A 20149-nucleotide genomic window follows, 5' to 3' on the forward strand; every position below is an offset into this window, starting at 1 on the left:
AACACCCGATAAATAACTTTTTTAGTGGCTTAATTCTTATTTAGATTTTGCCAACTAAATCCAGTGATGGAGCTAAAGTTGCATCACCTTCTTTCCATTTTGCAGGGCAAACTTCGCCTGGGTGGCTAGCTACATACTGAGCTGCTTTAATTTTACGTAGCAGGTCTGATGCATCACGGCCAATGCCTTCAGCTGTGATTTCAATTGCTTGGATGATACCTTGTGGGTCAACAACGAAAGTACCACGGTCTGCAAGACCTTCGTTCTCACGCATATTTTCGAAGTTACGAGTTAATGCGCCAGTTGGATCGCCAATCATGCCATATTTGATTTTACCGATAGTTTCTGAGCTGCTATGCCATGCTTTATGGGTAAAATGTGTGTCAGTAGAAACTGAGTAAATTTCTACGCCCATTTTTTGGAACTCAGCATAATGATCAGCTAAGTCACCTAATTCAGTTGGGCACACAAAAGTGAAGTCTGCAGGGTAAAAGAAGAAAACGCTCCATTTGCCTTCGACGTCCTTTTCAGTCACTTCTACGAATTGACCGTCTTTAAATGCCATGTTTTTGAATGGTTTGATTGGGGTATTAATTAAAGACATTGTATTTCCTCCTGTTTGGTATGGGACTAATGTACCTATTCCATTTGAGAATAGCTAATACATTCCTGCTATCAGTTCAATAGGTTTTACCTAATGAGTTGAAGAAATTGATAGAGATAGGTTAACGAAATGTAGCTATTAAAGCAAATGGACAACAAGCCAATTACGTCTACCTTTTATTAACCTACTTTCTTAACCTACTCTCTATTTAATATCCTTAACTTCGATAAGAGTATGATTGTAACACCATGAATTATAAAGTTAATATTCAATCCGGCATAGATAGATTCAATACTATTGCGCTAATTTGGCAGGTTTAAGAATTGTATAAGTACATTCAAATGCCGCCTTTTGAATACGATAAACATCTTGGCTATCTGTTGTGGATTGCACAATAGCATCGCCCGATTGAAAACGTTGTAATTCTCCCCAAGGAGCCTTCATTGCAAACGCTGGTGTAGATTCAGGCACAATAAAATAATTCATTTCGATACCTTTGGGGATAAAAGGCTGATAGTTATCAGGATAAGACGTTATATTGATTTGATTTTTATCTGTTTCACTATAACGCTGAATAAATTTGTTTTTTCTTACCAGAATTTCTTCATTTCCCGTTTCAGGACAAATATTTTGCACTACCCAATCACCTACTTTTGCCGGTTCTGAAACTGTTTCAACCCCTTCACCTTTAATTATCGTTGTAATGATCTCACCTTCTTTGGCTGGTCTTGCTAGAACAGGCTTTGTTTTAATTGCAACACCAGTGATCCCTGCTTGCTGAGCTTGCGTAAAGTAAGTTACGCGTTCTTTTTGCGGTAATTGAGAAAGATCATTAGCAAAGACAAATGAAGGAATTAAGGCTAAGCCGATTAATAGTGGTTTTGTTCTATTTTTCTTATCGGTTTTGTCACTATTTGAATTACTGTTTTGTATATAAAAAGGCATTGAATGATTTCCTAATAAATATCATTTGCACTTAATACGCGAGTTAAGTGTCTGTAAACATTAAGTCGATTATGGCAGGAAATAAAACAATGGCACGAGTAAAATCAGATACCTAGTCGAAAAAGTTCAAAAAATCGAGAGATCTCACAACTTAGAAAAGAGAACATGTAATTGATAGGAAAAAGGTTCAAGTCGTTAAATAAAGCGTTAGGATGTTCTTCACAAACCTATTTAATTAAAAGGAATTTCTTATGCAAATAATTTACCCTGATGACTATTCGAAAACAGGAAAACCCGATGAGGCTTTTGAACAAGAATATCATTGCGCCCAAATGCTAAATATTCATTGTTTGTTACTCTCATCAGAAGATATGGCATTAGGTAAATATAAGTTTTCACACCCTTTTAAATCAGACTCTCCCGTTATTTGGCGTGGATGGATGCTAAATAAAGACGAATATCAACAACTATACGATGCTGTTAATACTTATGGTGGTCAAATGCTCGAAACGCCTGAAGATTATATCCAAAACCACCATATAGCGGGTTGGTATGAAAAATGTAAAGAGTTCACACCCAAAACAGTTATCACAACCATGGATACTGACTTTGAAAGCTTAACTAACCAACTTCAATGGCCAGCTTACTTTGTAAAAGACTATGTAAAATCTTTAACCACCACAAGAGGTTCCATCGCTAAAAATGCAGATGAAATTAAAGAAATACTAAAACTTATTGCGCAGTATAGAGGGAACATTGAAGGTGGTGTAAGTCTTCGCTATATTGAGGAATTTATTAATGAGAGTGAACGTAGATATTTTGTTTTAAATAAGAAAATATTCTCTGCGGATGATGAAGTTCCTGAGTTTGTAAAAAAAGTAGCACAGCATATAAATACCCCCTTTTATTCCATTGATGTAGTTAAAAATGCAGTAGGAGAATTACGTTTAGTTGAAATTGGTGATGGGCAAGTTTCAGACATTAAAGAGTGGTCAGCTGAAAAGTTAGTTAAGGCTTTTTCCTTATCTGGTATTTGATGTTTTATATCCCTGCAACTGTGCACACTATATAAAAATATAAAGACCTCAATTAGTCACAATACTCTGTATCTTGAAGTCTTTATATAAAATCAATCGCTAACAAAAAGTGCTAAAAATGAAGTTAAAATAGATATTTAAAACGGATACGAGCGCCGTAACGATCTTTGTCACTGCTGTGTACATTAATATCGTCTTTACCATCTATACGTGAATAATAAGCACCTAAATAGGTTTTAAAATTATCCATATCTAAAATATTAGGCAGTTCATAAGACGCAAATACCGTGTTGATATTGTACTTACCAGGATTGAGCGTTAAATAGGTGTCATTTTGACCACTGTTGTTCCCACTTTTGTGATAGTAAGCTTTAATATCATTATGAGCATAAATATAACCGAGTTGAAATTTGCGCCATAAAACATTACTACCAATAGAAAAATCATTTTCATCTTTAGCATCAAGATAAGCAGTACTTAAATTTGCAACAATGCCGTTGATAGGATCATCAGCTAAAGTGTCCCATTTTACAGTTAAGCCATAACCTGTACGTCGCGATTGATCTTGGAATTTTCCATTTTCATCATCATAGCCATAGGCTTTGCTTATCACGTTCGCATCTATTGCTCCTGCAATAGTTAAATTATCTTTCTGCCATGCAACAACCGGACGCATATAAATAACATTTTTGCGGTTATCAAGTTTACGTCCATGATATTCATTGTCTTTAAAAACAGAAGTTCCATCTTCAACTAAAGCATTTAACTCAAAATACCAGTCGTTATAGTGTGTATTAACCATCATACTACCACCATCACTACTACGACCTCGCCCTTCTTTCATCATATAGATATAGCCAAAACCATCACCATATAAATCATTTGCTGTATTACCTGAATATTCAACAAATGTATCTTGGTTTAAAGGGAACATGTCGTAAGCTTCATAACGACCAATTTTATATTGCCATTTATCGCGTTGACCAAAGTAGAAAACAGCATCATCTAGATTCATTTTACCTGTCATGTCAGCCATAGGCTGAGCACGAAAACCTGCATAATTGCCGTTTTTTAATTCTCGTTCACCATCCACACCAATTAAAATGCGTCCATTAAGTGACCACTTTTCATTGTCATCAAAGTCTTTTTGATTACCGGGCATCGTTCTCATCGATGTTAGTTGCCCTTTTTTACTCGCAGCATCGATATTATATTCAACGTCACCATACAATTTGAGATCACCCCAATTTGTATTGGTAGAGAAAAAACCCGTACCTTCTTTATTTTTCGTATTAGCAAGTTGGTCTGATTGTTTTTGTTGGATTTCATTAAGTTGAGTTTGTGCAATGTTTACTTTTGCTTGAGCCTCATCAGATTGCTTTTCTAATATCGCAACGCGTTGCTCCATGCCGACGGTTGTAACATGATCTGTTTGAGATTGGCTGTTGGAGTTAATTAATTGCTCAAGCCGAGCCGCTTTTTGTTCTGCAGCAGCAGCTCTAGCCTCAGCAGCTGTTGCACGTTGTTCAAGTGCATTTAACCTTGCTTCAATTGCACTTATATCAGTTTGTGCGTTTGCACATAATGGTGTAGCGAGTATTAAACTTATCACAGCAGATAATGCTTTTACTTTCATTCGAATATTCCTAAATTAGCAAATGTTGGTTTAACAGGTACGGCAAATACATAACAATCAATTTAGTTGATCGATTGTTCTATCTGGTGAGCGTATTGTTATTTTTATTCGATAATATTTTTATAAATATCAATCGGTTATTCGCATCATTATTTCTATTCTTAATAATAAATAAGCCGATACCTGATCATTTTGCCATTACTTATGCGGGTAGCTTCCTGCTTCATAAGTAAGGCTACGTTTGAACGAAGGTACTTCTTTTCATTTAAGTACTTCTTCTCATTTAAGTACTTATTCTCGTTTAAGTACTTACAAACGTTTATTATTTTGACTCAGTATTTAATTTATTATTATTTCAAGCATATCTCTGGTTTAAGTTTTCAAATTTTATAATGGCTTCACTCGCTAAATAAAATAATCGCTAATATGGAACATTTCCACAACCATTTGTGATTTTTTTGAGGTTAGTACAATAACCTAAGAAAAACGACACAAATAACCATCAAAAAAGAGAATATAGAAAGAAAATAAAGCTATTGATTAAGAGGAATATAAACTAAGCAAATGATAGTTAAGATTGGAAGAGAATAATTTTATCACGGTGTTGTTAGCTTCTATTATTTAGAAACCTTACTTACTATAAAAAGGCGTTAATACGGTGGGGAGAGTAAATAGGATGAGAAAGGAGAAGAATTGACAGAGGTCATGTCATTATAACCTCCGTCCATCATTATCATATTCTGCCAGGTTTACGTAACGCTCTACGAAAGTAAGAAACTGGCATTTTAGGGCAAATTTGTTCTTTTACTGCTGGATTATTTTCCAAATCATCTTTATCTATTTCATTATTTCTTCTTGAATTTTGTAGCTGAGTATCTGTTTTATTCATCTTCCCTTTCCTCTGAGATCAATGCCTCATTGATAGCTTCAATTTTCTCAACTGCTTCATTAAGAATAGAAGCAATACGTCCTGCTCTTTCCACCGAAAGCTCTTTTAACACTAATTTGTGGCGTAAAACTGCTTTTAATTTACCAACAGCAGATTCAATTTCCTCAGAAACACCACCTGCGTTTTGAGATAAATCTCTTGCATAAGCCAGTTTTCTTTGAATATTGGCATCTATATCTTGATGTTCTGCTAAAAATGCAGTGCCTTCAGATGTAATGCTGTAGCTTTTACGACCTTTTTCAGCAATCGTAGCAACTAATAGATCTTGCTCTTCAAGTAGTGTTAGCGTTGGATAAATAACACCAGGGCTAGGTACATATAATCCTGAAGAAGCCTCATCTATTTCTTTGATAATTTCATAGCCATGACTTGGTTTTTTCGAGATCATGCTAAGTAACAGAACGCGTAAATCACCATGATCAAACATACGTTTTAACTGGCGACCTTGGCCTTTACCTCTGCCACCGCACCCACGGCCACGTTGGTTTCCGTGCTCGTCAGAACCATGTTCACCATGACGACATTCACCACGACCTTCGTGTCCGTGACCATGCTCACCATGGCGGCATTCGCCACGACCTTCGTGTCCATGACCATGTTCACCATGGCGGCATTCACCATGACCTTCGCGTCCGTGACCATGTTCACCATGACAGCAATGCTCGCCATGATTTTCTTGGTGACGACTATGTTTACCTTTACCACCACAGCGACCTCTTCCGTGACCATGTCCATGACTACCATGTTCGCCATCTTCAGCACGCTGTTGATAAAGTGAGTTTAATGCTCGAATCATCATAAATATTCCCTCATTGTTTTAGATATATCGAATTCATGTAGTGCAATATAATCCGATATATCTAAACAATCAAGTTTTAGATATATCTAAATGCACATTTAAATCGACTCACTTATTAACAATATGATTTATCTATGATTAATTTTTTAAATCTGGGCTTAATTATGAATGATTATCATTCTCTAGCTTGCTTTTATGTGCTATCAATGAAAATAAATAATAAAGAAGAATACAAAACAGGCACCTTTAGCTTAAAATATGTACAAAAAATAAAACAGGTTTATAATACAATAAGTGACAACGTCACCTTAAATTCATTTTAAAAAAAAGCGAAGATAATGAGCAACAACCCACTACTTCGCTTTTTAACAAAATTTATTTTAATTGTAGGAAATATCACAAAAAAGCGATATCGCTACTGGTCTAATGCGGATAAAACCACTTTCTTAATATATTGATATCCAGCTTCAATTTGTTGTTCATCACAGACCTCAGTACTTTTTATAGTAAGCTGCAACAAATTTAAGTGTTTGATGGTTTCCCACTCATTGCTATCAAAACCACACTCAGAACAAAACTGCGCTGGTGCATCATCACTATTACGAGCGCAAAGCGTTAATAAACTTAAATCTTGTTTATGATGACTTTTTATAACCAAGTTTTCATAGATTGTTTTATTAAGATCATTTTGCGTTTCTAAGTCCTTATTTCCTTTCTTTACTATCGCAAAATTTAGTTTATTAAAGTCAGATGCAGATAAAATACGAATATAATAGCGATCACCTTCTTTTTCGAAAGCTGCGGCTTGATTAAAAAACTGCTCAAGTTTGATACGCGTTTCCCATTGAATTTGTGCATATTTCCCATATCCAGATGAAGTAAAAGGATAGAGTTGATGCACACTCCACATAGACGCCACTGCTGGTGCAGATTGAATACCATCAATTTCCGGAACATCATCTGCTTGCTCTGGGCATAATCTAGGGGGATTTGTTAAAAAGCGACTAATACGCGCATCTTTAATACAGACTACACCCGTAGGATATGGTGAAAATCCAGCTTGAAACGGTTCAAAAGAGACTGAATCAGCGAGAGAAAGCTGTGTAATGCTTTCATATATTTCGGATGTTAATTCAAGTAATGGAGCTTCTTTCTTTAATTTTTCACACAAAATCTGATAAGGGATAATTTCATAATTATCATCAAGAAATAAGCTTTTCATATAACCAAATTGCGATGCATCAATATGGATATAAAATGAATTGTTGTATTTTTCCTCACACTCTTTTCTTAGCTCAAAAAGTGGTTTTAACTTATCAACACAACCATAAGACGGTGCGCCTAATATTCCTATAACACCAAGAATAGGCTCACCTTGTTCAATCAGGCGAAAAATAATACTGCGTGTTTTTTCAATATCGGTTTTAAATGTTTCATCAATAGGCAATGCAATAAGGTTGTCATATCCCAACCCAAGTATATCCATTGCTTTTTTCCAAAATTCAAAACGGGAAACAGGAACAAGCAGTTTTCCTAAATGCATTGTTTTTGTCATGCCCGTTCCTCGGCATGTTAAATGACTTACATCATCAAAAATCCCGCGCTCATTGAGTTGTTCGCTTATGGCTAAAATATCTGTGACAGACATATTAAATAACTCAAAGGCTTTTTTATCTGCAACCAAATCTCGTGATTTTGGATGACGAGCAATTGCCATTGGTAATGTTTTTAAATTTCTAAGCGCCCATAATATTTCATAGCAAGCAAGAGTATGGCTTGTTGTGATATGACCAAATGCATCTTTTGATGAAAAACCGATTAATTTACAGAGATCATCTGTAATTTTCTTTTCTTGTTCTTTTAGTAAGGGGGAATGGTTATTAAAAACATTATCCGAGTTGTATGCTAATGCAGAAAGATAACCGAATTTCGCCAATTGCATCACTTGTGAATGATGATGGGAAAAATAAGGTTCAATATCAGATTGATTATAATTATTTTGCTGTTTTAAAGTCTCTAAAATACTTTCATAAGCATTATCTACTGCTTTTTTTTCAATAGCGTTACTTTTTATTTTAGCGTCTAAACTCTCGCTATTATTTCTTTTCATTTTATTTGCTTTAGGAAAAGAATACTCACTATTCATTAGTATTTTTGCCATCTCTCGATGATAACATGTAAGAGTATCAATGGTTCGGGTATGGTATACACGCTCTGCAGCACTCAGACAGGTTTGTTTGTGATTTGCCATCATCGCACCTATATATAAATTTTTATTATCTGTTTTAATGAAATTTGTGTTTATTAATCGTCGATACTTAATCTTTATTCAAATGATATACCACATGATGAGTAAGAATCTTCTTTATTTTATTGATATCAGTTAATATTTTTCTAATTTGATTTAAGCAAATGATATCTTAATGATAAATGATTTAGCTTTATTTGTTAGTTTCTTAAATTCACTATCAATTTTGATTTAAGTTATATTTCTGTAAATATGATATTATTTTTGCCAAGGTCAATACTTAAACCTACCTTAATCAGAATCAATGAATATTTCTATCGCTTAACATCTATAAAAAAGAATAGATATTAAATTACTTATCTAAAATAAAAATTTATTTATTTAAATGTTATTCATTTTTCCTTCAATACATAAAAAACACATAAAATATTTAGTATGTATTTTTCGGAATATTCGCTTTTTAGAAAGGAAAAGAAGTGCTTACCTCTTATATCAAATAAGTTTTAAGCACTCTTATTTTTACTCTTTTCCGTTATAAGATGGGATTTCAAGCATCACCTTACCAATTAAATCACCGGACTCCATTAACTGATGTGCTTTCCCTACTTCTTTTAATGGAAAAATAGCATTAATGATTGGTTTAATTTTTCCTTCAGCAATAAGTGGCCACACTTGCTGTTTTAATTCTTGTGCTATTTGCGCCTTCTCTTCTATTGAGCGAGACCGCATCGTGGAACCAGTATGAATTAAACGCTTAATCATCATTGGCATCATATTTAAATTTTTAGGCATTCCTTTCATCATACCCACTTGTATAACGCGCCCAAACTTGCTGGCAACTTGATAATTTTTCTCTACGTAATCCCCACCAATAATATCAAGAATAACATCAACGCCTTTCCCTTCAGTTAATATAGGAATTTCTTTAGCAAAATCGGCTTGTTTGTAATTGATGGCATAATCAGCGCCGAGTGCGCGAGCCACGGTAGCTTTTTCTTCAGAGCCAACCGTTGTATAAACTGTCGCACCGATTGTGTGAGCAAGCATGATGGCAGTTGATCCAATTCCCGATGTTCCGCCATGAATAAGAACAGATTCACCTTGTTTTAGTTTTCCTAACTGGAATAAATTAGCCCAAACAGTAAAGAAATTCTCAGGCAATGCTGCGGCTTCAATGTCCGTTAAATTCATTGACGGTAATGCGATATCTTCATGAGCAATACAATATTGAGCGTAACCACCACCAGCAACTAAAGCACAGACTCTATCTCCCAATTGCCATTTAGTGCAGCCTTCCCCTAATGCGAAAACCTCTCCGGCAACTTCAAGACCTGGGATAGGTGAAGCATCTGCTGGTGGCGGATAACTGCCTTGGCGTTGAAAAATATCCGGGCGATTAACACCAGAAGCTGCAACTTTGATCAAAAGATAATGTGGAGGAAGTAACGGTATCGGTGATAGTTGAGGTTGTAACTTATCTATACCACCTGGCTCTGTAATGGCAATTTCTAACATTTCCGCAGGTAAAACAGTTGGTTTCATCATATACTCCCATTTTATTTGGTCACTCTCGGAATTTAATGATAAATAAACAAAATCAACATCCTATCTCTTTTTTTATAAGGATAAGAGTTTATTAAGCAATAAATAACTTAAGTGTAATTGAGAGAGATTATAACCAACCTTGCTTCTGATGTTGTATGCAAATCGGGCACAATTTTGCTTCTGGACTCCAAGATAAGAAGGCTAAACGGCATTTTTCACAGTGGGCATCATAATAATGGTAGTGTGTTGGTTCGTTATTTTTAGCAACGTGTTTATTAACATGAATAGATTTAGGAAAACAAACCACTTCACAACTCATGCAACCAGTACAACGCTTTTCATCAAGCATGAATATATTATTTTCAAGTTTAATCGCACCTTCATCACACACTTTGGCGCAGGCAGAGCAAAGAATACAACTGTCTTTGTCTAACTGAATTTGAAACCAACTATCTTCAGGATAAAGTTGTTTTCTTGCATTTAATCCTGTTCTTACTTGATTTTTATTGAGTGGCTTTTCATCTAGTTTTTGACGAAAAAGCATAAAGCGACGCCCGCTATCAATATCCGTAGGTTCAGTGATTATTAATTGCCAAATAGGCTCTTGTAATGTTTTTAATTGAAGATTTAAGTTTGCTAAAACAGGAAGCCATTTATCCACTAAAGGTTGCGTTATCTTCATTCCTCTAATTTGATATTGGCGGTGCCACACTAATAATTCTTCTGTACTTGCTAACGGTTCATCATGATTAACAACAAGGTAATTATCTTGGTGTGTTCTTTCGTGGGGCGCGATATTTTCTATCGCGTCAACGGGACAAGTAAATAGACAATTACCACATTGAAAACAGCGTTCATTGTCTATTTTTACATCTAAGTGAGCAAAAGTGATAGCGCCCACAGGGCAAACTTTGGAGCAACTATCACATAGGCTTTGCTTGAGGCGTTTTCTAACACATTTATCATTAATAATTGGTTCAGGAGGAAGCTCCACCTTAATAAAACGCCTCATACATCACTACTCCACTACTTAACAATAAAGAATGCAAAACGATTAAGAATTTCTGCAATCAGTATTATTGCGCTACTTGCTAACACCATACGCAATCCTGAAGTAAATACAGCATTACGATATTTCCATACACTGTATCCCATCATTAAAATACCAAGAACTGACATAAGCCATGCAGATATTCTTAATCCGAATGTTTCATTATACGCAATGATAGGCGTATGAGGGAACGTTATTGCATCATTTGTTGAAATGACTGCTGACATCCATTCCAAATAGAACGGCTGTACAGCCATACGTAATGTTACAGCAAGAAAAACAACCACTAATGCACTTATTACAATTCTTTTTGCTAACTCATCATTCACAAATGCTTTAACACGAAATGCCGTTATTGATAGTGCAATAACCGAGCCAGCTGCAAATAATGCCCCTATAAACATAAAATAGGTATTTGCGTGCATCCATGTCAGCATTGAGGTGTTGTAATACAGTGATGCCATACAGAATATATCGATGATGCCAAGCAAACCAATAATTGCCAGTATGGTTTTATTCATATGCCCTTTTATCAAAACAACTAAGGTATAAAGGCATAATGCACCAAGATAAACTGCAGCAAATATGATTTCACGACTTAGCCATGATGAAGATATATGGCGTAATGCATGAAAAGCATTCCATGGGTATCCCATGTGTAATGTTGAAGCTAATAATCCCAAGCAACCTAAAATAGCACCCGTTAATAATACAGGACGCATAGCAACGGTTGCTCTTTGATTACCAATTGCTTTTTCTAACCAGCAAAAATAAAGTGCGGTGAAAATAGTCACACCCACAGAACTTTGGACGAATAAAGTAAAGGTAACTAATGGCCATTCACTCATGCTTGAACTCCTCCCTTTTTCGTCGCACCCATATGAGGTTTGATAACTAAATTCGGGTTTGTCATCGTAAAATCAGGCAATCCTTGAACTTGGTTTAAATGCCCATATTTCGCCCTGAGATCTTTAATTTTGCCAAACTTAATCGCATTTAGTGGACAGGTATCAACACAAATTGGATTTTTGCCTTCTGCTAACAAATCGATACAAAAATCGCATTTTGACATCTGCCCAGTTTCTTCATTCATTTGTGGTGCACCGTAAGGGCATGACCAAGCGCAGTAACCACAACCTACGCATTTAGAGGTATCGACACGGACAATACCATCACCTTCACGCTTATGCATTGCAGTAGTCGGGCAGTTTTTCACACAAACAGGTGAATCGCAGTGGTTACAAGATAGGGTTAATGTATAAGCAAAAACATTATTAACGAAACCTCCTTGTCCTGTTGGTGCAAAACCGCCACCTTTTACTTCATAAATACGGCGAAAACGACGTCCTACTTCTAAATTATTTTTGTCTTTGCATGCCACTTGGCAAGCTTTACAACCAGAGCAACGAGAGGAATCAATAAAGAAACCGAGCTGTTCATCACTCACTGGCGCATATTCTTTAAAGTCACTCATGCTTTGGTTACCTCAACTAAAACGGTTAAATGCGAGTTACCGTGTGCTAATGGTGTCATTCGTGTTGATGTTAAAACATTAGGGCATCCACCATGATCAACGCCATTTTCATCAGGCATCCACCATGCGCCCGCTTGCAATCCAACCACACCAGGAATAATGCGTTGTGTTACTAATGCAGAGATTTGAGTTATTCCTCTGTCGTTATAGACACGCACCATATCACCATTTTTGATACCTCTATTTTCAGCATCAATTGGGTTTATCCATACTTCTTGACGTTGTACTTCTTGTAACCACGGATTGGCATATTGTGTTGAATTTGCCCGGTTTTTTCCTTTCCAAGTTAGCATTTGTAATGGATACGTTGCTGTTAATTTATCTTCAGGACCTTCAATCGCTGGAACATAATGAGATAAAGCAGGAATATCCTGATCATTCATGTCATAAAGGCGCTTAGAGAAAATCTCAATTTTTCCTGATGGTGTTGGGAATGGGTTACTCGCAAAATCATTGATGTTTTCTTCAAAGGCAACGAAAGGCTCATCTTTGAAAAGGTAACGACGTGTTTTTACCAACTCGTCAAAATTAGGGAAGTCAGGTCTATCTTGAAAACGCGCTTTATTGGTATCAACAAGATGAGCTATCCACTCTTTTTCACTTCGACCTTCAGTAAATGCCTCTTTTACGCCCATTTTTTCTGCTACGTCTGTTATCCACTCATAGTCAGAGCGACGCTCAAAAGCCGGCTCTACCACTTTTTCGGACAGAAGAAAATAGTTACCCGTACCCCATGTATTACCAATGTTCCAACGCTCTAGAAAACTGGTTTCAGGTAAAACAAGATCGGCATATCTTGCAGATGGAGAGAGATATAAGTCACTAGCAACAATAAATTCAACTTTTGAATCATCTGCTAATAATTTAGCCGCTGCATTTACATCTGGGTTCTGGTTAACTAAATAGTTGCCGGCTAAAGAAAATATCATTTTGATATTGGTATCGAGTTTATCAACACCTAAAAGACCATCTTCAACACGTATTTGGCTTGCATCATCAACTGCTTGCATCCAGTTCATAATGGAAATTTGGGCTTTAACTGGATTCTTTCCAACATTAGGACCGCGCAGAGATTGTCGATTACCAATGCCACCATAACCAGCCGCCCATGCCCCTTTTTTACCTACATTTCCGGTGATCGCGGCCAATAATGTCGAACCTCGAGCGCTACGCTCACCACAAATATGGCGTTGAGGTCCCCAGCCTTGAATAAGAGCAGCAGGTTTTGTCATGGCATATTCGCGTGCGAGTTGACGAATAGTATTTGCGGGCACTCGAGTGATTTTTTCTGCCCATTCAGGCGTTTTTTCTATTCCATCTTTTTGACCTGTTAAATAAGCAACCAAGGACTCATTAGCAGGAACACCTTCAGGCATATGCTCTTCATCAAAACCAATGACATATTTATCAATAAAAGGTTTGTCATGAAGATTTTCGGTGACAATGACATACATCATTGCATCCATTAAGGCATTATCTGTTGTCGGTAAAAGAGGAACCCATTGATCAGCAAGAGACTGTGCCGTATCTGAATAACGAGGATCGACCACAATAAACTTAGTACCTTTATTTTTCATTTTCTGAAAATAATGGTTTGTGTGACCAAAAATAGTTTCATTGGGGTTATGACCCCATAAAATCACTAGTGGTGTATCTTCAAGTGTATCGAGTGAACTGCCTGTTTTAGATATGCCGTAAGTATAAGGGGTCACTTTGACCGTATTCCCTAAACTAACAGAATGATAATAAGGTAAGTATCCACCAGTTAAATTGAAGAGTTTCTTCATCATGGTATCACCAGAGAAGATCCCCCCTGTTACAGCGGTATTGACGGTTAAAAAGCGACTTGCTGCACCATGTTTTTCAGTTAAACGCGTAATATTTTCTGCAATAAGTGTTGTCGCTTCATCCCATGAAATACGTTCAAATTTACCCTCACCACGTTTGCCCACACGTTTCATTGGGTATTTTAGTCTGTCAGCATGATAAGAAAATTTACGATAACCTCTGCCACGCACGCACGCTCTCATAATAGGCATCGTTTCATCTAATTCATTATCAGGTCTTGTTGTGATCCGAGTGACAATTCCTTCTTTAATATTGGCTCGTATATCACACTTTCCACCGCAGTCAAAAGTACTACATGTCGTTACAACGGTAGCTGGGTTTCCTTCCATTTTTGCAATTGGCAAACTTTTATCTGCATTAGCTTGTGCATTTCGTGCGAAAAATGGCACAGTAACTAATGCAGCACTCGTTTGAACAAAGTGGCGACGACTTAGCGACATCTCCCCTCTATTTTTTTCACTTTTTTCTATTTTTTTCATTATCTTATCATTCTCACATAACAACGCTCATCAGTGAAAATGATAGGATATAGTGGTAAACCCTCATTGATGTATATCAATACCACTAAAGAGGTAATAGAATGTTTCAATATTCCACACTTCTTTGCAGATCCCCCACTTTTTATAAGGAAAAGCTAATTCAAGGTAGCATTAAGTTGTATCAAAAATACACCTCGTTAACTTTATCTAATTTTTTGTTATAAAAATAAAGAGTTATATATAAAAAACACGAATTTAAGGTAGAGCCGTAAATAAAATGTCAATATAAAGGTAAAAAATATTGAAGCGCCTCTTCATTTTTGGCTTTTGACAAGGATAATTTAGTAATAGCACTATGACTTCGTTAGAAAATCGAATAATATACCAATTGAGTATTGGGTTAGCGCAAATTGTTCTAAATAGACCTTTAAGCAAAACATTGTTTTTATCAAGATACATGTTTTGTTACATTCAGAATTATTTCCACACGTATCGTTATTCCCCTTACTAATTACTGCAGTATGTGTTAAAATTGACGCATATCAATATTTTTATTTGTAATGAGCAAGCTTATGATCCCAGAAAAACGCGTCGTTCGCCGAATCCAATCTGGCGGTTGTGCAATCCATTGTCAGGATTGCAGTATTAGCCAGCTCTGCATCCCGTTTACTTTAAACGAGCATGAGCTTGATCAACTCGATAATATTATCGAGCGTAAAAAGCCCATCCAGAAAGGTCAAACCTTGTTTAAAGCAGGTGATGAGCTGAAATCACTTTATGCCATACGTTCTGGTACAATTAAAAGTTATACCATCACGGAAGAAGGCGACGAGCAAATAACAGGATTTCATCTTGCTGGTGATTTGGTTGGCTTTGACGCCATTATTAATACTGAACACCCAAGTTTCGCACAAGCTTTAGAAACATCGATGGTTTGTGAAATTCCATTTGAAACTTTGGATGATCTGTCAGGCAAAATGCCTAACTTACGTCAACAAATGATGCGCCTAATGAGTGGTGAAATCAAAGGTGACCAAGAAATGATCTTACTGCTATCGAAAAAGAATGCAGAAGAGCGTCTGGCTGCTTTTATTTATAACCTCTCACGTCGTTTCGCACAGCGTGGTTTTTCTCCTCGTGAATTCCGTTTAACCATGACTCGTGGTGATATTGGTAATTACTTGGGTTTAACCGTCGAAACAATTAGTCGCTTGCTGGGCCGCTTCCAAAAAAGCGGTATGTTGAGCGTTAAAGGCAAATACATTACTATCGAAGATAGTACACTGTTAAGTGAACTTGCAGGCAAACTTCCTTCATCAGTTGAAGTTTAATCTGTTACATTTCACACGCTAATTTTATAACGGGGCACACAAATTTGTGCCCCGTTTTCTATTTTATGCTATTGCATTTTATCTTCTTGGGTTATCTTTAAATTGTAGATGGATAAATCCAGCCCTAAAGAGGATATTACAATGGAAAAATATCAAAACCTTCTCGTTGTCATTGATCCTAACCAAGATGACCAACCAGCACTTCGCCGTGCTGTCTATATCGTTCAGCGTAATGGTGGGCGGATAAAAGCTTTTCTACCTGTTTATGATCTCTCTTATGACATGACAACCCTTTTATCTCCCGATGAACGTAATGCAATGCGTAAAGGTGTTATCAGTCAAAAGGCTGCTTGGATCAAACAACAAGCGCGCTATTACCTTGAAGCGGGCATAGAGATTGATATAAAAGTCATTTGGCATAATCGCCCCTATGAAGCCATTATTGAAGAAGTTGTTGCACACCAACATGACTTACTCATAAAAATGGCTCACCAACATGATAAATTAGGTTCACTCATTTTTACTCCTCTGGATTGGCAATTGCTTAGAAAATGCCCTTGCCCTGTTTGGATGGTCAAAGATAAAGAGTGGCCTGAATATGGTACTATCGTTGTCGCCGCAAATTTATCGAATGAAGAATCTTATCATGATGCTCTTAATCTCAAACTGATTGAGCTAACAACTGACTTATCTCATCGCATACAAAAAAATCCTGATGTCCATTTGCTTAGCGCCTATCCTGTTGCGCCTATTAATATTGCAATTGAGCTACCTGATTTTGATCCAAATCTTTATAACACTGCATTACGTGGTCAGCATCTTATTGCGATGAAAGAGTTGCGCCAGAAATTCTCTATCCCTGAAGAGAAAACACATGTTAAAGAAGGATTGCCAGAGCAAGTGATCCCTCAAGTATGTGAAGAGTTAAATGCGGGTATTGTTGTTTTGGGTATTTTAGGCAGGACTGGTCTTTCTGCCGCCTTCTTAGGAAATACTGCAGAACAGCTCATTGATCATCTCAAATGTGATTTACTGGCCATCAAGCCAGATGGCTTTACCTGCCCTATTACTGTTGATAGTGATCACGATTAAACTTATTTAAGCTTATTGCTCTATATACAAAAAGCCAGTCAAATTTTGACTGGCTTTGTACTATTCGCTATCTGTATCTATTACAGTGCTTTTAAAATGGCATCCACACTGGCTTTAGCATCGCCAAACAACATTTGTGTATTCTCTTTAAAGAACAGTGGATTTTGCACCCCTGCATAACCGGTATTCATTGAGCGTTTAAACACAATAACATTCTGCGCTTTCCACACTTCTAATACTGGCATACCTGCAATTGGACTATTTGGATCATCTTGTGCCGCTGGGTTTACTGTATCGTTAGCGCCAATAACCAAGACTGTATCAGTGTCAGAGAAATCATCATTGATTTCATCCATTTCTAATACAACGTCATAAGGCACTTTAGCTTCTGCTAACAACACATTCATATGACCCGGTAAACGCCCTGCGACTGGATGAATACCAAAACGCACTTTCACACCACGTTGGCGTAATTTTTCCGTAATATCATGTACAGGGTATTGGGCTTGAGCAACCGCTAATCCATAACCTGGAGTGATAATGACAGAGGTTGAGTTTTTCAGCATGTCAGCCACTTCTTCAGCGGTTGTTTCGCGGTACTCACCCATTTCACCTTCTTCTGTTGAAGCTGAGCCATCAGTACCAAATCCGCCTGCGATTACGCTAATAAAAGAGCGATTCATCGCCTTACACATAATATAAGAAAGGATAGCACCTGAAGAACCCACTAATGCACCCGTTACAATTAACAAGTCATTGCTTAACATAAAACCGGCTGCGGCAGCTGCCCATCCAGAGTAAGAGTTCAGCATCGAAACAACAACTGGCATATCTGCGCCACCAATTGAAGCAACTAAATGCCAACCAAATGCCAAGGCAATCACTGTCATGATGATGATTAAGAAAACTTGTAAACCAACGCTGTCAGTTTTAACAAACCAAACCATCAATAAAAAAGAAACCACTAAAGCAGCAAGGTTTAATTTATGACGATTAGGTAACATCATCGGTTTAGAGGACATTTTTCCGCTTAATTTACCATAAGCGACGATTGAACCTGTAAATGTAACAGCACCAATGAAGATCCCTAAAAAGACTTCTGTTAGGTGAATATTCACCATGACAGGGTCCATTGCTGTATTGTGGTCAAGATAACTGTTAAAGCCCACTAAAACTGCCGCTAAACCTACAAAGCTGTGTAAGATTGCGACCAATTCTGGCATTTGAGTCATTTCGACTTTTTTAGCTAAACGGATACCAATAACGGCACCGATTACCATTGCAATAATGATCCAACCCACATTGCCAGCATAAGGCCCGAAAATGGTTGCGAACAAGGCAATTGCCATCCCTGCAATACCAAAATAGTTACCTTGTTTAGAGGTTTCATGCTTTGATAAGCCGGCAAGGCTGAAAATAAATAATATCGCGGCGACAATATATGCCGCTGTAACAACTCCGCTGGACATAATTGTCTCCCTTATCCTTTACGGAACATTTTCAACATACGTTGAGTAACAGTAAATCCACCAAAAATATTAATACTCGCAATCAATATTGCGATAAATGAAAATAGGCTAACCCAGCCACCGCTACCAATTTGGAGTAAAGCACCGACGACGATAATGCCCGAAATTGCATTAGTCACTGACATTAATGGCGTGTGCAATGAATGGCTTACATTCCAAACAACGTAATAACCTACAACACAAGAAAGTGCGAATACCGTAAAGTGAGATAAAAACTCTTTCGGTGCAACATTTGCAAGCCATGCAAACAATACAAAGGCTATCGCTAATAAACTGTATTTCTTCCAAGGTGAAACCGGTTTAGCAACAGGTTTTTCTTGAGGTTTTGCAGCAGGAGCGGCCTTAGGTTGTGCTGAGACTTGAATTGGTGGCGCAGGCCATGTGACTTCACCAGCACGAATGACAGTCACACCACGAATAACAACATCATCAAAATCAATATTGATATTACCGTCTTTTTCTTTACACAATAATTTCAATAGGTTAACTAAGTTAGTACCATAAAGTTGAGATGACTGTGCCGGTAAACGAGCCGCTAAATCAGTATAACCAATGATTTTTACACCATGTTCTGTCGTAAAGACTTCATTAGGCACGGTATATTCACAGTTACCACCATTTTGAGCCGCAAGGTCTACTACAACACTTCCCGGCTTCATTGAATCGACCATCTCTTTCGTAATTAAACGAGGGGCTGGTTTTCCCGGGATTAATGCCGTTGTAATGATGATATCCACATCTTTTGCTTGTTCTGCAAATAATGCCATTTCAGCATCAATAAATGCTTTTGACATTACCTTAGCATAGCCATCACCACTGCCTGCTTCTTCTTTAAAATCAAGCTCTAGGAATTCAGCGCCCATGCTTTGAACTTGCTCTTTAACTTCAGGACGAGTATCGAATGCACGAACAATTGCACCAAGGCTTCCTGCTGCACCAATCGCAGCAAGACCTGCAACACCAGCACCAATAACCATTACTTTAGCTGGTGGCACTTTACCTGCGGCAGTGATTTGCCCAGTAAAGAATCTTCCGAATTCATGGGCAGCTTCTACAACAGCGCGGTAACCAGCAATGTTTGCCATTGAACTTAACGCATCAAGAGATTGTGCACGAGAAATACGTGGCACACTATCCATTGCCATCACGTTAATATTCTTTTCAGCTAACTTTTCGAGTAATGCCGCATTTTGAGCTGGCCAAATAAAACTCACTAATGTTGCGCCATCTTGTAGCAACGCAATTTCATTATCCAGTGGTGCATTTACCTTCAAAATAATGTCTGATTCCCAAACATTTTGAAGAGAGAGGATCTCGGCACCGGCTTCCTGATAAGCTTTATCTTCAAAGCTTGAGGCAACGCCTGCACCATTTTCAACTACGACTGTAAATCCTAATTTTATGAGTTGAGTCACCGTAGCGGGTGTAGCTGCAACTCTTGTTTCATTAGAAAGTCGCTCTTTGGGTATACCAATTCGCATAATTTTCCCTTCTTATCCATAGCGTTCTGTTAAAATTTCTC

Annotated in this window: 16 protein-coding genes; 3 read left to right on the top strand and 13 right to left on the bottom strand. The window is 37.3% G+C overall.

Annotation, left to right across the window (positions count from 1 at the left end):
* Window positions 1-40: 40 nt before the first annotated feature.
* Together ahpC and BTA34_RS08075 are read right to left on the bottom strand one after the other, a co-directional pair.
* Complete coding sequence (gene ahpC, locus BTA34_RS08070; RefSeq protein ID WP_151435213.1) at window positions 41-604, bottom strand: alkyl hydroperoxide reductase subunit C; 564 nt, start codon at window positions 602-604, stop codon at window positions 41-43.
* A gap of 294 nt (window positions 605-898) precedes the next feature.
* The gene (locus BTA34_RS08075) at window positions 899-1549 is read right to left on the bottom strand and encodes a hypothetical protein (protein WP_265576307.1); all 651 of its coding nucleotides are present in this window, start codon (window positions 1547-1549) and stop codon (window positions 899-901) included.
* A gap of 251 nt (window positions 1550-1800) precedes the next feature.
* Here BTA34_RS08075 and BTA34_RS08080 point away from each other — a divergent pair, with 251 nt between their 5' ends.
* The gene (locus BTA34_RS08080; protein WP_151435214.1) at window positions 1801-2586 is read left to right on the top strand and encodes an ATP-grasp domain-containing protein; all 786 of its coding nucleotides are present in this window, start codon (window positions 1801-1803) and stop codon (window positions 2584-2586) included.
* A 124-nt stretch (window positions 2587-2710) separates the two neighbouring features.
* On the opposite strand, the gene BTA34_RS08085 is transcribed toward BTA34_RS08080, so the two are convergent.
* The 9 genes from BTA34_RS08085 to BTA34_RS08120 all read right to left on the bottom strand — a co-directional run bounded on the left by BTA34_RS08085 (window position 2711) and on the right by BTA34_RS08120 (window position 14675).
* Window positions 2711-4222 (bottom strand): carbohydrate porin, encoded by a 1512-nt coding sequence (locus BTA34_RS08085; RefSeq protein WP_151435215.1) that lies wholly within the window; start codon window positions 4220-4222, stop codon window positions 2711-2713.
* A 733-nt stretch (window positions 4223-4955) separates the two neighbouring features.
* Complete coding sequence (locus BTA34_RS18355; RefSeq protein WP_164996164.1) at window positions 4956-5111, bottom strand: hypothetical protein; 156 nt, start codon at window positions 5109-5111, stop codon at window positions 4956-4958.
* On the bottom strand, window positions 5104-5970 hold the full coding sequence (locus BTA34_RS08090; RefSeq protein WP_151435216.1) for a PadR family transcriptional regulator: 867 nt from the start codon (window positions 5968-5970) through the stop codon (window positions 5104-5106). Before BTA34_RS08090 ends, BTA34_RS18355 begins: the two co-directional genes overlap by 8 nt.
* Before the next feature lie 415 nt (window positions 5971-6385).
* The gene (locus BTA34_RS08095) at window positions 6386-8221 is read right to left on the bottom strand and encodes a tyrosine decarboxylase (protein WP_151435217.1); all 1836 of its coding nucleotides are present in this window, start codon (window positions 8219-8221) and stop codon (window positions 6386-6388) included.
* Between the two features lie 516 nt (window positions 8222-8737).
* Window positions 8738-9763, bottom strand: a complete 1026-nt coding sequence (locus BTA34_RS08100; RefSeq protein ID WP_151435218.1) for an NAD(P)H-quinone oxidoreductase — start codon at window positions 9761-9763, stop codon at window positions 8738-8740.
* A gap of 127 nt (window positions 9764-9890) precedes the next feature.
* Window positions 9891-10775, bottom strand: coding sequence for a 4Fe-4S binding protein (locus tag BTA34_RS08105; protein ID WP_151435219.1), 885 nt, complete (start codon window positions 10773-10775; stop codon window positions 9891-9893).
* Window positions 10776-10789: 14 nt separating this feature from the next.
* Window positions 10790-11662, bottom strand: coding sequence for a dimethyl sulfoxide reductase anchor subunit family protein (locus BTA34_RS08110; RefSeq protein ID WP_151435220.1), 873 nt, complete (start codon window positions 11660-11662; stop codon window positions 10790-10792).
* On the bottom strand, window positions 11659-12288 hold the full coding sequence (locus BTA34_RS08115; RefSeq protein ID WP_151435221.1) for a DMSO/selenate family reductase complex B subunit: 630 nt from the start codon (window positions 12286-12288) through the stop codon (window positions 11659-11661). The genes BTA34_RS08110 and BTA34_RS08115 overlap by 4 nt, the downstream gene beginning before the upstream one ends.
* A complete protein-coding gene (locus tag BTA34_RS08120) occupies window positions 12285-14675 on the bottom strand; it encodes a DMSO/selenate family reductase complex A subunit (protein ID WP_151435222.1) in 2391 nt (796 codons plus the stop codon). Before BTA34_RS08120 ends, BTA34_RS08115 begins: the two co-directional genes overlap by 4 nt.
* Before the next feature lie 572 nt (window positions 14676-15247).
* Between BTA34_RS08120 and BTA34_RS08125 the strand changes: the two genes are divergently transcribed.
* A complete protein-coding gene (locus BTA34_RS08125; protein ID WP_036912995.1) occupies window positions 15248-16006 on the top strand; it encodes an FNR family transcription factor in 759 nt (252 codons plus the stop codon).
* Between the two features lie 141 nt (window positions 16007-16147).
* On the top strand, window positions 16148-17098 hold the full coding sequence (gene uspE / locus BTA34_RS08130) for a universal stress protein UspE (protein WP_151435223.1): 951 nt from the start codon (window positions 16148-16150) through the stop codon (window positions 17096-17098).
* A gap of 80 nt (window positions 17099-17178) precedes the next feature.
* On the opposite strand, the gene pntB is transcribed toward uspE, so the two are convergent.
* A complete protein-coding gene (gene pntB / locus BTA34_RS08135; RefSeq protein ID WP_109372271.1) occupies window positions 17179-18567 on the bottom strand; it encodes a Re/Si-specific NAD(P)(+) transhydrogenase subunit beta in 1389 nt (462 codons plus the stop codon).
* 11 nt (window positions 18568-18578) lie between these two features.
* A complete protein-coding gene (gene pntA / locus BTA34_RS08140; protein WP_151435224.1) occupies window positions 18579-20108 on the bottom strand; it encodes a Re/Si-specific NAD(P)(+) transhydrogenase subunit alpha in 1530 nt (509 codons plus the stop codon).
* Window positions 20109-20149 lie beyond the last annotated feature (41 nt).

Source organism: Proteus sp. CD3 (assembly GCF_008808075.1).
In the GTDB taxonomy this organism is placed as follows: Bacteria; Pseudomonadota; Gammaproteobacteria; order Enterobacterales; family Enterobacteriaceae; genus Proteus; species Proteus appendicitidis.

Excerpts from the sequence above, each read along its gene's own strand:
- ahpC (WP_151435213.1), bottom strand. The coding sequence starts at position 604 with ATGTCTTTAATTAATACCCCAATCAAACCATTCAAAAACATGGCATTT.
- BTA34_RS08075 (WP_265576307.1), bottom strand. The coding sequence starts at position 1,549 with ATGCCTTTTTATATACAAAACAGTAATTCAAATAGTGACAAAACCGAT.
- BTA34_RS08080 (WP_151435214.1), top strand. The coding sequence starts at position 1,801 with ATGCAAATAATTTACCCTGATGACTATTCGAAAACAGGAAAACCCGAT.
- BTA34_RS08085 (WP_151435215.1), bottom strand. The coding sequence starts at position 4,222 with ATGAAAGTAAAAGCATTATCTGCTGTGATAAGTTTAATACTCGCTACA.
- BTA34_RS18355 (WP_164996164.1), bottom strand. The coding sequence starts at position 5,111 with ATGAATAAAACAGATACTCAGCTACAAAATTCAAGAAGAAATAATGAA.
- BTA34_RS08090 (WP_151435216.1), bottom strand. The coding sequence starts at position 5,970 with ATGATGATTCGAGCATTAAACTCACTTTATCAACAGCGTGCTGAAGAT.
- BTA34_RS08095 (WP_151435217.1), bottom strand. The coding sequence starts at position 8,221 with ATGGCAAATCACAAACAAACCTGTCTGAGTGCTGCAGAGCGTGTATAC.
- BTA34_RS08100 (WP_151435218.1), bottom strand. The coding sequence starts at position 9,763 with ATGATGAAACCAACTGTTTTACCTGCGGAAATGTTAGAAATTGCCATT.
- BTA34_RS08105 (WP_151435219.1), bottom strand. The coding sequence starts at position 10,775 with ATGAGGCGTTTTATTAAGGTGGAGCTTCCTCCTGAACCAATTATTAAT.
- BTA34_RS08110 (WP_151435220.1), bottom strand. The coding sequence starts at position 11,662 with ATGAGTGAATGGCCATTAGTTACCTTTACTTTATTCGTCCAAAGTTCT.
- BTA34_RS08115 (WP_151435221.1), bottom strand. The coding sequence starts at position 12,288 with ATGAGTGACTTTAAAGAATATGCGCCAGTGAGTGATGAACAGCTCGGT.
- BTA34_RS08120 (WP_151435222.1), bottom strand. The coding sequence starts at position 14,675 with ATGAAAAAAATAGAAAAAAGTGAAAAAAATAGAGGGGAGATGTCGCTA.
- BTA34_RS08125 (WP_036912995.1), top strand. The coding sequence starts at position 15,248 with ATGATCCCAGAAAAACGCGTCGTTCGCCGAATCCAATCTGGCGGTTGT.
- uspE (WP_151435223.1), top strand. The coding sequence starts at position 16,148 with ATGGAAAAATATCAAAACCTTCTCGTTGTCATTGATCCTAACCAAGAT.
- pntB (WP_109372271.1), bottom strand. The coding sequence starts at position 18,567 with ATGTCCAGCGGAGTTGTTACAGCGGCATATATTGTCGCCGCGATATTA.
- pntA (WP_151435224.1), bottom strand. The coding sequence starts at position 20,108 with ATGCGAATTGGTATACCCAAAGAGCGACTTTCTAATGAAACAAGAGTT.